Annotated in this window: 8 protein-coding genes and 4 pseudogenes; 8 read left to right on the top strand and 4 right to left on the bottom strand. The window is 58.9% G+C overall.

Annotation, left to right across the window (positions count from 1 at the left end):
• Positions 1-194: 194 nt before the first annotated feature.
• A pseudogene (locus tag AC5ZGW_RS09245) lies at positions 195-1,427 on the bottom strand (IS1182 family transposase); the annotation flags it as partial.
• Positions 1,428-2,325: 898 nt separating this feature from the next.
• Here AC5ZGW_RS09245 and AC5ZGW_RS09240 point away from each other — a divergent pair.
• Positions 2,326-3,327, top strand: a pseudogene (locus tag AC5ZGW_RS09240) (IS30 family transposase).
• 148 nt (positions 3,328-3,475) lie between these two features.
• Here the strand turns inward: AC5ZGW_RS09240 and AC5ZGW_RS09235 are convergent.
• Positions 3,476-3,712, bottom strand: coding sequence for a hypothetical protein (locus AC5ZGW_RS09235; RefSeq protein WP_130229660.1), 237 nt, complete (start codon positions 3,710-3,712; stop codon positions 3,476-3,478).
• Positions 3,713-3,775: 63 nt separating this feature from the next.
• On the opposite strand from AC5ZGW_RS09235, the pseudogene AC5ZGW_RS09230 reads away from it, so the two are divergent.
• The 5 genes and pseudogenes from AC5ZGW_RS09230 to AC5ZGW_RS09210 form a co-directional block, all read left to right on the top strand.
• Positions 3,776-3,922: pseudogene (locus AC5ZGW_RS09230) on the top strand (integrase); the annotation flags it as partial.
• Positions 3,923-5,535: 1,613 nt separating this feature from the next.
• Entirely contained in the window at positions 5,536-5,805 is a 270-nt protein-coding gene (locus AC5ZGW_RS09225) for a metal/formaldehyde-sensitive transcriptional repressor (RefSeq protein WP_130229661.1), read from the top strand.
• 16 nt (positions 5,806-5,821) lie between these two features.
• Positions 5,822-7,789, top strand: a complete 1,968-nt coding sequence (locus tag AC5ZGW_RS09220; RefSeq protein WP_130229662.1) for a heavy metal translocating P-type ATPase — start codon at positions 5,822-5,824, stop codon at positions 7,787-7,789.
• 50 nt (positions 7,790-7,839) lie between these two features.
• Entirely contained in the window at positions 7,840-8,775 is a 936-nt protein-coding gene (locus AC5ZGW_RS09215) for an alpha/beta fold hydrolase (protein ID WP_130229663.1), read from the top strand.
• A gap of 300 nt (positions 8,776-9,075) precedes the next feature.
• A complete protein-coding gene (locus AC5ZGW_RS09210) occupies positions 9,076-9,423 on the top strand; it encodes a hypothetical protein (protein WP_165435550.1) in 348 nt (115 codons plus the stop codon).
• Between the two features lie 326 nt (positions 9,424-9,749).
• Here AC5ZGW_RS09210 and AC5ZGW_RS09205 read toward each other — a convergent pair whose 3' ends face one another.
• Both AC5ZGW_RS09205 and AC5ZGW_RS09200 read right to left on the bottom strand, forming a co-directional pair.
• A complete protein-coding gene (locus AC5ZGW_RS09205; protein WP_130229670.1) occupies positions 9,750-10,745 on the bottom strand; it encodes a hypothetical protein in 996 nt (331 codons plus the stop codon).
• A 93-nt stretch (positions 10,746-10,838) separates the two neighbouring features.
• On the bottom strand, positions 10,839-11,777 hold the full coding sequence (locus AC5ZGW_RS09200; RefSeq protein ID WP_245475055.1) for a metal ABC transporter substrate-binding protein: 939 nt from the start codon (positions 11,775-11,777) through the stop codon (positions 10,839-10,841).
• A gap of 314 nt (positions 11,778-12,091) precedes the next feature.
• Between AC5ZGW_RS09200 and AC5ZGW_RS09195 the strand changes: the two are divergent.
• Both AC5ZGW_RS09195 and AC5ZGW_RS09190 read left to right on the top strand, forming a co-directional pair.
• Positions 12,092-13,064, top strand: a pseudogene (locus AC5ZGW_RS09195) (CobW family GTP-binding protein).
• Positions 13,065-13,074: 10 nt separating this feature from the next.
• Entirely contained in the window at positions 13,075-13,281 is a 207-nt protein-coding gene (locus tag AC5ZGW_RS09190) for a hypothetical protein (RefSeq protein WP_130229665.1), read from the top strand.
• Positions 13,282-13,327: the final 46 nt, after the last annotated feature.

Here is a 13,327-nt window from a genome sequence, read left to right as displayed (position 1 = left end):
GCCTCCGAACGCACACCACGCCCGGAGGGGCCTTCAAGCACCTCAAGCCGGCTGACCGCCCCAACTGACGAGCTGTCCAAATGGACGTCCTTTTTGCCGTCCAATCCCATCCCAAACCTCCGTTCAATCCGGACGCTTCTTCGCACATCTAATCTAACCCCGAACCCTGGGTATCGGCTTAGCGCTTACTTTGCATCAAGGCGCTGCTGCACAGCTTCGAGCAGATGCTCATGCTCCCATCGGGGAATCCGCCGCTCTGGCCCTGTCGTGCACTGCGATTTAAGCGAACAATCTTGACAGGCTGTGGTCCAGTAGCGCCGTAGCCGCTTGCCGTCTTCCTCGCTCGTAAAGCGATATGGCAGTTGCTCCCCAGCTGGACAGCGATAGGCGTCCTCCTCTGGCAAATAGACAAAGTCCTGTTTGCCGAAGCGGCCATCTGACTTGGCGCCCGACGTCTGCGGCTTGGGCAGAGTTACCGTGATGCCGGCCTCGTGGCACGCGAGGATCTCCAGGCTGCTGAAGTAGCCGCGATCGGCAACGGCCTCGAGCGTCTCGGTCTTTAGAACAGCCTTCGCCTGCTTGGCCATATTGGCCAGTTGAGCCCGATCTGAGCCGCTGTTCGTGACCTCATGCGTCACAATCAGATGGTGCTTGGTATCCACGGCGACCTGCACATTGTAGCCGACGACGCCGGAACCACGGCCGCTCGTCGCCATCGAACGGCTGTCGGGATCGGTCAGAGAGATCTGCTGGTCGGGCGAAGCGAGCATCTGCTTCTCGTAAACGGCAAGCTTGCCCATCTCCTCCTTCAGCTTCGTCAGCTTCTCGGTAAGCCTTGTTACCTTCGCCGCCAGCGCCTCCGTCGGTTCCTGTCGATCGGCGGTATCAAGTTGGCTCAGATAGCGCGCGACGCTCTCCTCCAGCTGGGCGCGCCGCCGTTCCACCTTCGCCCGTGTGAAGTTCTTGTCCCGGTTGTTCACGGCCTTGAACTTGCTGCCATCGATGGCGACGCTCGCCGTCGCCAGAAGGCCCATCTCACGACAGAGTTCGACGAAACGCGCACATACCTTGCGTAGCGCCAGGCCATTGTCCTTGCGGAAGTCCGCGATCGTCTTGTGATCAGGAGCGAGCCGACCCAGCAGCCACATGACCTCGACATTGCGTCCGGCTTCTCGTTCGAGCCGCCGGCTCGACTGAACCCGGTTTAGATAGCCGTAAATGTAAAGCTTGAGGAGAACCGCGGGGTGGTATGACGGCCGACCAGTCGCCGCCGGCTCAACCCCTTCGAAGCTCATCTCAGCCAAATCGAGCGCATCGACAAACACGTCGATCCCGCGAACAGGGTTGCTCTCATCAATGAAATCATCGAGGCATTCGGGCAACAGCGTCCATTGCCCTCGATCCGCCTCCTCAACGAAGCGCCTCATCAATTCCCCCGCAGAATCACGAGAGAATCATACCAGCGGTCAGCGTTTTCACACAGCCAGGGTCAATGGACTAAACCGCTCGCGCGGTAGAACGCCGCGGCGGGCGACACGGCGAAGCAATAGGCGACAGGTCATCGTGACGAGCGGTGCAATTAGCCCGTTGGCAATGATCGGATGATCGAGGATCTGCTGATCTGGAAGTTCGTGGCGTAGCACCCCCATTGCACAAGAGCCAACTCGAACCCGGCATTCTCGACCGTGATTGTGTGCACCATCGCGCTCGTTGGACCCAGTCCAGGAATCTCGACGCAAGCAGAGTTACAAATGCCGTGATGCTCTTGACGAGCAACTCAAAACAGTTTCGGCTCAGTAGCTCCGGAGGCTTTCCAGATCGATAGAGATCAGTTTGGCTCATGAGATTCGAATATCGAAGAACTCACGTTTAGATTGTGTGGTGTGGTATTTTTACTACGGCCAAGTCCTTGAAAGTACGAGTGCCGCCAAACATTAAATCCCCATAGACGACCCTATCGATCGTCTGAAGGTTGTTTGACACGACTTAGCTCGATCACGCGGCATCGTCCTACGTCCCCCCAGCGCGGTTTCCTCCTTTGGAGGCTTTCGGACGCCGGCCGCCGAATACGCGGCGCCGTCTATCAAGCGGCCGGCATCCGAAACCCTTCACAAAAGGCGAAGAACTCACGTTGAGCAAATGTCGTCCGCAAAGCCCTCAACAGCGGACATGAGGATATCCGAGTGGGATCGCGAGTCGGCATTTTGTGCATCAACACGCTTGAAGAAAGAATCTCGTTTAGAAGCAGGCTCTTAGCAATCTCACAATTTTGGAAGGGGCTTCGGTTCACGATGCAAGTGCAACACCTGTTAAGGTGTTGTTGCGATGGGACGATGTTATGGCCAGCTCAGCCTTGAAGAGCGCGTTGAGATATACCGCCTGCATGCAGGCGGTATATCTCAAAATCGAATTGCGGCGGCCCTGGGCAGGTCGCCTTCCACCATTAGTCGGGAACTTGAGCGCAATTCCAGGCCAACGAAGGCTTGGGCCGGCGGGTACGAGCCGGTCCGGGCCCAGCAATTAGCCGAGCGACGGAGACGGTGGGATTGTCGCTTCAAGCTGGCGCGCCAGCCAGACCTGCGAAGACGCGTGGGCAAAAGCCTTGCGATGGAACATTCGCCGGAGCAGATCGCGGGCCGACTGGCGCTGAAGCATGGTCGCGTCATCATCAGCCATGAGTCAATCTATCGTTTCATCTATCATCGGACGGCCCAGAAGGATTACTGGTACCGTCTGCTGCCACGTCACAAAAAAATGCGAGGTCGCCGGCGACGGGGAGGCAGCTCCGCAAGCCTCATCGAACAGCGGCGCTCGATTACCGAACGGCCCATTGAGGTCGACAGCCGCCAGACGGCGGGCCATTGGGAGGCCGACTTCATGATGTTCTCCCGATCCGGCCAGGGGCTAATGGTTCTCCACGAACGACAAAGCCGCTTCAGCCTGGTTCACCGCCACGTGGATTGAAAAGCTATTCCCACGGCTCGAGCCATCGCCCGCCAGCTTTGCAAACTGCCACCGGCGATGCGCCAAACCATCAGCTTCGACAATGGGAACGAGTTCGCCGAGCACCATCGGCTTCATAATCTCCTCGGCGTCCAGACCTTCTTCTGTGATCCTCACAGCCCCTGGCAAAAAGGCGGCGTGGAAAACTCGATCGGCCGCTTGCGACGCTGGCTGCCTCGTAAGACGGACCTCAATCTCCTCACAGCGGCCGATCTCAGACGATATGCCCAGCGCCTCAATAACACCCCACGCAAATGCCTGGACTTCAAGACACCCGCGGAGGCATTCTCCCAACTCAAATCAACAGTTGCACTTCAACGGTGAATCCATCGGGTATGCGTTTGGGGATAGTTCCTCGTTACAGATCGTGATGGGCCCGCAGTGTCATCCAATCGGCCGTTACGAGACCCCACGATCACGTTGTAGCACGGATTCCGAATCGCTCGCACTTCGTCCGATATTCCACTAAGCGCTAACTGTTGAACTCGGCAGATGTCTTTTCGGCGCTTCCTCCAAAGGAGGTGATCGCGAGGATCGGCAAACAACTAGATCTCTGCGATCCCAGCGCCCCACTCAGGACGCCCTCGACGAGACCGGTAATGGTCTGGCCGATGAAGCCGAACCGATGCTCATGCGCTGTACTCGCGGCGGCGTGAGCGTCAAAGAAACCCGCGATGGTGTGGACCGCCAGTCCCCACAGCGTCCACATTCGATCAGCCCTTCCATTTGACGGCCTTCTTCGCGCTGCGTGAGATAGCCTTAGCCTGCGCCAGCGAGAGGTCGCTCACGACGCTACACAATTGGACTTCACGGAGCTTGGGTGCCAGAGAGTCCACGCCGAGAGGCAAAGGTGCAACTCGGTCGGGTCGCTAGAGGTGAGGATCCCGTAGAAGATCGACAGCTCGATCACAAGGCGATAGTGTGAAGGGGCATTGAGTTCAAGCAAACTGCCTGCGCATTGGACCGAGATTCACGAAAAGCTGCTCTGGCCCGCTTTCTGAAGAGAGCTTCAGGCACTGACCCAGACGAGGCCGAAGTGGAGCGCCGCCTGGCCGCCTAGTTACTGCACCAAGCCTGTCATTTGATTTCAAACCACCTACGTGAAAGAGCTGCGCGATTTTCAGGGGCTCGGGCCAATCTCGGACGTGAAGAACGGAATGGAGACCGCTCCCGATTGACGGGGGTGGCGACCCGGCCAATCTAGGTTGGTGGCGCTCTCCCGGTCGCGGCGGCACGATATCCTACGCCTGTCTACGATCTACTGCGATCGCATTCGCCCCACGGTAGCGCGCGGCAGAACGGGCGCGACGCGCAGGACGTAGTGCGCATCCTTGCGTTCGGTGTAGGCCTTCAGGAACTTTTGGGCGGCATTCGCGAGCCGAAGCCGACTGAGGAAACCTGTGATCAGGGTTGTGAAAACGCTCTGCCATTCCACAGCAGCCGCGACGTGCAGGAATCTCCGCATCGTATGTTGAGTGTCGCTCGTTCAGAGCGGTCGTCTATGTCGATATCCTGCACCAGGCCGTGCCAGACTTCGCGAGCTTGCCTCCCGTGAGACACGAACACGCGGTGCATAGAGCCCGTTGAACCGCAGACTGCCGCTGACCGCTTACAATAGAAATGGTTGAAGTGAAGCGAGATGAACTCCGTCCCATTTCGCTCCGTTAGGTATGTGAGAAACCCTGTCCAAACGCGCGGCTCATCCTCTCCGCAAGCCCCTTTGCGCCGCGCGAATCGCGGAGCCGACTTGTGGAGGAAGTTGTTCGAGCCTTTCGGCTGAGAGTGTCGACCAATTGCTTCGGACACTCAATGAGGCCATAGCGGCGGCCGAAGAGGTAACTGCCAGAGCCAATAATGCGGCAAGAACGAGCGTCGTCTTCATGTCGCTGCTCCTGTCTTGGCCTTCTGCCCAGACTGCACGACATCTGATTGTTATCGATTATAATACAGGGCTCTTGTTCCGCGGAGGAATGCGAGCGATTATCTGGTTCACTTCAGCGTGTCGGCGAAAGTTGCACGCAAAGTCGCATGCGATTCTTTGTCAGAGTTGGGAATTCTGCTGTCCATGGCTCATCAGGCCTGAGCCAGGGTGGCGCGACCGCGACCCCATTACGAATGTGCCGGGTTGCCTTGCGAGTGTCTGCGTGCCTAACGGCGATGGCAGTTGCGTAGTCAACTAGGAATTCTGGCGGTCCTTGCCCTCGGGACAGCAAATGGGTTCGTTGTCGCAGCCCTTGTCGCCCTCGTTTAGTGGGCGAGGAGAGTGGACGGCCATCGCAAGTCAAACCATCCGCGAAAACCCGTCCCTGCTCGGCGGAACATCGGTCTTTGCCGGTTCATAGATCCGAGCTTCGCACTATCGCCGCCTCTCGTGCTTGGCGCCTGTGTTCTCATCGCGCGACAGCCAGCCGACTTTCGGCGTCGTCGCGGCAGGAATGTTCCAGGCCTCCAGTACTCAGGGTGCTTCGGAGGTTTGCGACTTCGGCACAAATATAGTATACCCCCCTATGTCCACCTTCCGGAGCCTTAAAGATGCACACCGTTCGCGGAAAATCCAAGCTGCTGGGTCGTGTCCGCCGCATCCGCGGGCAGGTGGAAGCGATCGAACGGGCGCTAGATCAGGAAATCGGGTGTGCCGACGTGTTGCAGCTCATTGCGTCTGTGCGCGGCGCGATCAACGGGCTGATGGCCGAGGTGATGGAAGACCATGTCCGCGGACACATCCTTGCGGCCGAGAATGATGCCCAGCGGCGCCACGGCTCCGAAGAGCTCCTTGAAGTGGTTCGCGCCTACCTGAAATAAGAAAGGGAGAAATCGCATGGCTTTGCAGGACAGCCTGCGTCCGATCCTCCGGCGATCGTCAGAGGAACACACAGGTCCTCGCGACGCTGGCCACGCAGCGGAGCAGGATCTGCACCATCCGTACTCCCACGAAGATGATCACGATCATGGGCATGAGCATGCGTTCGAATGGCCCGAAGCGGTTCGCATTGCGATTGTCGCTCTTGCCGCCGGTGCGGTGTGGTTTCGGGTCTGGGAGCCTTACCCCGCCGTCAGCGTCATCGGAGTGCTGGGTTTAGCGATCGGCGGATGGCCGATCTTGAAGGAAGCGTTCGAGAACATCGTCGAGCGCCGCATGACGATGGAATTATCGATGACGATTGCCATCGTCGCAGCGGCCGCAATCGGCGAATTCTTCACGGCGCTTGTCATCGCCCTATTCGTGCTGGTGGCCGAGGTACTGGAGGGGATGACGGTCGGTCGGGGACGCAAGGCAATCCGCGACCTTCTGGAATTTCTGCCGCGCGAGGTCTCGGTACGCCGCGCCGGCTCGATCCGCTTAGTCGGGGCAGAGGCGGTGAAGGTCGGGGACGCCATCTTGGTCGCGCCGGGCGGCCGGATCCCAGTGGACGGCATTGTGCTTGATGGCCATTCATTCGTCGATGAATCCCGCATCACCGGCGAATCCATGCCGGTGGAGAAGACGGCCGGTGTCCGGGTCTTCGCGGGCTCAATCAACCAGTCGGGCGCGCTCGAAATCAGTGTCGAGCGGATCGGCCGCGATACCAGCTACGGACAGATCATCGAAGCCGTCGAGCGGGCTGAAAAATCCCGTGCCCCTGTGCAGCGCCTCGCCGATCGCTTGGCGGGGTATCTGGTTTATTTCGCGCTCGCCTCCGCCGTGCTCACCTTTGTGATCACGCGCGACATGCGTTCGACCATCTCGGTTGTCATCGTCGCCGGCGCCTGCGGCATCGCGGCTGGCACGCCGCTTGCGATTCTTGGAGCCATTGGCCGGGCCGCCCGTCTTGGCGCGATTGTCAAAGGAGGCATCCACCTGGAAACGCTCGGGCGTGTCGATACTGTCGTGTTCGACAAGACGGGAACGCTCACGCTCGGCAAACCGGATGTACAGCAGGTCATGGCCGCGCAGGGAACCTCGGCCAACGCGGTTCTCGCGGTTGCAGCTGCGGCCGAACTGAGATCGGAACATCCTCTGGGCAGGGCGATCGTCGCATATGCCCGCAGGCAAGGATGCGACATCGCGGAGCCGAGCAGCTTCGCTTACGTGCCGGGACGTGGAATTCTCGCGAGGGTCAACGATCACGTCGTTCTTGTCGGTAATCAGGCCTTGCTCTCGGATAACGGTGTCAAGGTTCAAGGCTCGGCGGCTGGCGACGCCGAAGCGGGAGCGGAAGTTTTCGTTGCGCAAGACGGATGCTTGGTCGGCTCGATCGTTGTGGCGGATACCGTTCGTCCGGAGGCGCAGCGTGCGGTCGCGGCCCTACATCGCATGAATATCAAGACAGTGCTTTTGAGCGGAGACACACGCCGCGTCGCGTCTGCGGTTGGCGCTAAGCTCGGCGTTGACGAGATCGAGGCGGAACTTCTTCCCGAGGAGAAACTGTCGCGCATTCGCAAGCTGGTTGCGCAAGATCGCGTGGTCGCGATGGTCGGTGACGGCATAAACGATGCGCCGGCGCTTGCCGAAGCGAGCGTCGGGATAGCCATGGGCTCGGGCACCGATGTGGCACGGGAAAGTGCGGACGTGGTTCTGCTCGGCAATGATCTGGCTCGCCTGGCCGAGACACTCTCGCTCGCCAAGCAGACGAGGGGCATCATCTGGCAGAACTTCGCGGGAACCCTGATCGTCGACACGCTTGGCATCGGCTTGGCAGCGATAGGTGTTTTGGGCCCGCTCCTCGCCGCCTTCATCCACGTAGCTTCGGAGCTTGTGTTCATTCTCAATTCCACCCGCTTGTTGCCAGGGCGGAATCCCAGGTAGCTCCGTCAAAGGCCGTCGCCGACAAGGCCAAGGACCTGGTCGAGAGAAGGATGAACCGCACCAAGTTGTGTGGTTCTTTGCGAGTTCGCATCGCGAGGAGCTCGATGGAACGCCGAATTGATTGTCGTTGGGAAGGAGCAACAGTCACGATCGGGATGGAGGAGGGCGGCAATGGGTCATCTCTCGTGCTCTTGCCCGCTCTAAGTTCGATTTCGACGCGCGCGGAGATGCGCCCGCTCTTTGACCGGCTAAGGTCGGACTTCCACGTAACCATGGTCGACTGGCCTGGGTTTGGCGACCTGCCGCGCCCGCGAGCCGATTGGTCGCCCGATGCACTCTCCGCATTTCTCAATTGGGTTTTGAGCGGGATTTTACCGGGATCACACACTCTCATCGCGGCCGGCCACGCTGCAACCTACGCGCTGTACCACGCCGTTCATCGTCCCGAATCGACCAACTGTCTCGTATTGATCGCGCCGACATGGCGAGGACCGCTCCCGACCATGATAGGAGCCTATCGGCCGTGGTTTGCTCGCGTGAGGACAGCTCTTGATCTGCCGATTGTTGGGGAGTTGCTGTATCGGCTCAATGTGAGCCAGTTGGTTTTGAGAAAGATGGCGCGCGAGCACGTCTATAGTGACCCGGAATGGCTCTCAGGCGATCGCCTCTTGGCCAAACTCGCCGTCGTGCGGGCCCCCGGAGCACGGCACGCTTCGGTACGGTTTGTCAGCGGGTATTTGGATCGGGTCACGAGCCGCGATGGCTTTGTCAGCCTGGCGCAGAACGCGGATAAGCGGACGCTGGTCGTTTACGGGGATGAGATCCCTGCGCGCTCGCGCGCCGAAATCGACTCACTGGCAGCTCTGCCGAATGTTCAAATCAAGCGATTGCCCAAAGGCAAACTGGCTCTCCATGAAGAATTTCCAGATGAAGTCGTTTCTGTCATCCGACCATTTCTTTTCGAGAGAGCAGCGAGCGGAGTCTGATTACGACTTCGACCAAGTTTCGGCAGGTCGATCCATGTTTGGCCTGTACCTTCATGGGTTGACAACGTCTCCGATCACCGCTTAGCGGATCGCAACGATCCAATTCCTTTAGGATGACTCGTAACCGGACCGCGCGTGCGAGGATGCCGTGCAGTGCTGAGTTGAGTACGCTCTCGCTCTCCGGCCATACGATGCTGCCAAAATCGCTGTGCCCTGGATTATGAGAGAAAGGCAAGCGTCCGCCTGAAGTCACCAGCCGCTCATCAGGCCATCCGGCAGCTAGGCCAGCGTCAGCGGTCCATGATCGTCACAATGACCGTTGTGTGGATGATGGAGTCGCCCATTGACAAGATAGTCGATGTGGTCCCCGTGAGGGACTGCCTCATGCCCGCAGCCCGGCCCGTGAGTATGATCGGGGCAGGCGATGTTTGGCGTGCAATGCACAGGGTTGGTTTCGTCAACGGCGATCACATGCTCATCAACATGATTTCCATGCATGTGGTGCAAATGACCGTCGTGCAGGTAATCCGTGTGGGCTTCGTGCCGTACCGCCGTATGCCCACAGCCAGGGCCGTGTTGATGGGAATGGTTGGCGTGTTTCGTTTCAGTGCAAGTCGTCATATTTTACCTCCCATCAAGATGGACTAAAGGTCGGTTGCTACAACGGTAACTCTTGCTGCTTAGCTTCGTTGCGTCAGCCAAAGGGAACTTTGATGGCCACTGAGGTGACGCTCGCGACTGAACAGAAGGAATTGGAACGGCCCAAGCCGGACACTCCGGCGCCGCGCCCGAAAGGCGCGCGCCGCCGGCCGCAACATGCCGGCCGGTCGCGCAAGGCGGCGCGAACGCGCCGTTGGTACCATGATCGTTCGCCGTTTGTTGAACCGCGCGGGCAACCTGATTAGGACCGAGGTGACGAAAAGGGCGGTACCGTCGAAGGATGAACGGTCACTCCAATACGTAAACGAGCGAATTTACCGTTCCTTGCAAATCGGCGTTGGCTGTTGCGCCGGTGCCGGATGATCCTTCTTGTATTGAGCCAGAACTGGCTCGAGGGTTTCCTTTGGCCAAAATTTCGGAGCGCGGATTTCGTTCAAACAGGAAGCGTTCCAATACAGTCCCACGCCGGACAGCGACCGGCCGGCCGCCACCGCTCGCGCGACGGCTTCGATGTCGGCAGAGTCAGGATAGATGTAAAGCGTCGTGGGGTTATCCTTCACCATTGCGATGATTTGGCCGGCATCCGATGGCGACCAACTGGTGCAGCCGTTGCTGCGGCCGCCAGTGTAATCCTCCAGTGTTCCAAAAGGAACGTATCCGTCGTGGTTTGCGTACGGACTGCGTGGATCCTTTCGAAGACAGACGTTCCTCAACAACTCGGCCGGATGCCCGCCGATCTCGCGCTGTCGGGCATTTGCGGTCTCGCCCTCGCCATCAAACTGAACAAACGAGCGTACCAGAACTGCGTCTTGTTTCGCCGAGATACGGTAGTAGCCTTTGAAAGACGTCTTCGTCTCGCCGGTTACATAGGCCCCACCAGTCGTCAGAGTTGAATCCATCGCATTGCCGAAGTTCTTCGCGCAGCGTCTTCCGTTCGCGAAATCCGCGACGCCTTTCAAATCGCGACCGCCGCCGTGACCCGCCGAAATTGCACGAAACAATCGCTCGGATTCGCAGATAACGTAGAACCGACGCCCCAATCTGACGCCGCCTAAATCGTTTGGACGCGTCGCGTCCATCGCGAAATAGCAGGGATTTTTAACCGCGCCTTGGTTCACTTTTTGCTGGTAAAGTGTGCGGGCCCTCTGCAAGACCACTTCTGCAATTTGACCTTCGCCTTCGCCGACATGGGTCCTTAGCCAAGCCGGAACATCCGATGATTGCTGCGTAGCAGAAGACCTTGGCGACGCCAACAAAGCAATGGCGATAGTGAACAAGCCGCAGATCAGAAGGACGGATCTTAACCGCACCGGATTAATTCTCCTGTTCCGAACCGTTTTGCCTACAAGTTCAAGCATCGCAGTGCATTCAATCGTTAGCGCTGGATCACGCGGACAAGCGTGTTACTCCATCAGGGCTCTCGCAATCGTGCTGGTATTGTGCCTGATCATCTCGATGTAGCCCGGAGCCTCGCCGTCCTTCGCCGTCAGGCTGTCCGAATAAAGCATTCCGCCGATCGCTGCTCCAGTCTCGGAGGCAATCTGGCGCATCAGTCTGGGGTCGCTGATGTTTTCCAAGAAGACCGCTGGAATCTTCTCTTTCTTGATCTGCGCGATGACGATTGCGATATCCCGTGCGCTCGGCTCGGCTTCGGTCGAAACGCCCTGCGGCGCCACGAACGCGACGTCGTAGGCAGCGGCGAAATAGCCAAAAGCCTCGTGAGTTGAGAACACCTTGCGCCGCTCGAAGGGGATCGGCGCGAGCGCCTCGCGAACATCGTGGTCAAGCGCCTCCAGCTTGGTTAGATATGCCAATGCATTGGCTCCGTACGTCGCAGCGTTGGCGGGATCGGCGGCTATCATGGCATCGCGGATATTGGCGACATAAATCTCGGCGTTCATGACGGATTGCCAGGCGTGCGGGTCCACTGACCCCACGCCGCGATCACGACTCAGTATCTCACCAGCAGCGATTTTGTGCGGCACAATGCCATGGGTTGCGATGACGGTGGTCGCGTTGCTGCCGGATGATTTGACGAGCCGCGGCAGCCAGCCCTCCAGGCCGAGCCCATTGACGATCACAAGTCTGGCATTCCTGATCGCCTCCGCATCGGCCGTCGCCGGGGTATAGACGTGGACGTCGCCGTTGGGACCTACCAGCGTCGTGACGTCGACCCGATCCCCGCCAACATTCCTGGCGAAATCACCGAGGATCGAAAATGTCGCCACGACCTGTAGTTTGGTCGCATCTTGTTGCGCAGAAGCCGGCAAGATCGCTGCGGCCAGCGCAAGACCAATCAAGATCAGCAGCCGAAGCCGTCGAAAGCAGGCTTTTCGCCACACGTAGATATCGTGTGCCGACCGACGGGCCAAATCGAAATCAAACTGCCGTCGAGCATCGGCATGTACTAGGGTGTCGCGACACAGCCGGAACAAGAGGGCCTCTCGGTTGATGGTCCCTTGTGCCTTCTTTCGACCACATGTAACGTTATAACATTACATATCCGGCCGCAACGGGCTCGGGGGTGGCATTTCGCATCAAGTTGCTGAGGCGTCTTTCCGCTCGATCCGGGCCCGAAACAGACCATGCGCAGATCAGCGATCCCGACGATATGGCGAAAAGCGCCGCCCACGAAGCCCGAGGAGAAAACAACACCATGGCCGATGCTGCACCCCAGATTCCCGTCACGGTTCTGACCGGCTATCTCGGCTCCGGGAAGACCACGCTGCTGAACCGCATTCTCTCCGAAACACATGGCAAGCGGTTTGCGGTGATCGTGAACGAATTCGGAGAGGTCGGTATCGACAACGATCTCATCGTCGACGCGGACGAGGAGATTTTCGAGATGAAACAACGGCTGCATCTGCTGCACGGTCCGCGGCGACCTTATTCGCATTATCGCTGGGTTGCTGCGGCGCAGCCGCGGCTTCGATGGCATTGTCGTCGAGACGACGGGGCTCGCAGATCCCGCGCCTGTGGCGCAGACCTTCTTTGTCGACGAAGACGTCCGCCGCAAGACGAAGCTTGACGCTATCATCACCGTCGCGGACGCCAAGCACTTGGTCGACCAGATCGACCGGACCCCTGAAGCGCAGGAGCAATTGGCGTTCGCCGACATCGTTCTCGTTAACAAGGTCGATCTTGTCGATGCGGGCGGCCTCGCAACGGTCGAACGTCGTATCCGAAGCATCAATCCATATACGCAGATTCACCGAACCGAGCGCTGCGGTATCGATCTCGCCCAAGTATTGGGACGAGACGCCTTCAATCTCGAGCGCATCCTCGAAGTCGAGCCGGGTTTCCTCACCGAAGAACACGAGCACGAACACGATGACAGGATCGCCAGCCTATCCCTGGTCGCGGACCGACCAATGAAGCCCAATAAGTTTGTGTCCTGGATTCAGGATGTCACCCAACGCTACGGGACGGACATCCTGCGCATGAAGGGCATCGCATCAATAGAGGATGACGATCGGCAGTTTGTCGTTCAGAGCGTCCACATGCTCATTGAAGGCGGAAGTCGGCGTCCTTGGAAGGAGATGGAGCCGCGCCAGACGCGGCTTGTTTTCATCGGGCGTGACCTGCCAAAGGACCTGCTTAGGCAAGGCTTTGAGGCTTGCTGTGCCTGAGGGTGAGCTGATGGGCAAGATCGTAGAATTTGTCAGCAAATCCGAGCTCGAGCGACTTCGCCTCATTCGCGAAGCTCGCGCGATATATGACAGCATCTTTCCACCGACCGATGCGGTCGGTGAGCGGCCGCACGACCTAGCCGGCAAGGGTGATGCAACCGGACAGAAAGAGCCTGCTCCCTCGAAAGGAACCATTCGAATGACAGGGCGCTCGTAGCCCCTCGATCGCCATATTTTCCTCGTCCGTTGCAGGTTGATCGCCA

This window comes from Bradyrhizobium sp. Crot121, from assembly GCF_059512385.1.
This window is presented reverse-complemented; position numbering and strand designations above follow the sequence as displayed.

Coding starts and splice junctions, on each gene's coding strand:
- AC5ZGW_RS09235 (WP_130229660.1), bottom strand. CDS start 3,712: ATGTGGACGCTGTGGGGACTGGCGGTCCACACCATCGCGGGTTTCTTT.
- AC5ZGW_RS09225 (WP_130229661.1), top strand. CDS start 5,536: ATGCACACCGTTCGCGGAAAATCCAAGCTGCTGGGTCGTGTCCGCCGC.
- AC5ZGW_RS09220 (WP_130229662.1), top strand. CDS start 5,822: ATGGCTTTGCAGGACAGCCTGCGTCCGATCCTCCGGCGATCGTCAGAG.
- AC5ZGW_RS09215 (WP_130229663.1), top strand. CDS start 7,840: ATGAACCGCACCAAGTTGTGTGGTTCTTTGCGAGTTCGCATCGCGAGG.
- AC5ZGW_RS09210 (WP_165435550.1), top strand. CDS start 9,076: ATGATCGTCACAATGACCGTTGTGTGGATGATGGAGTCGCCCATTGAC.
- AC5ZGW_RS09190 (WP_130229665.1), top strand. CDS start 13,075: ATGGGCAAGATCGTAGAATTTGTCAGCAAATCCGAGCTCGAGCGACTT.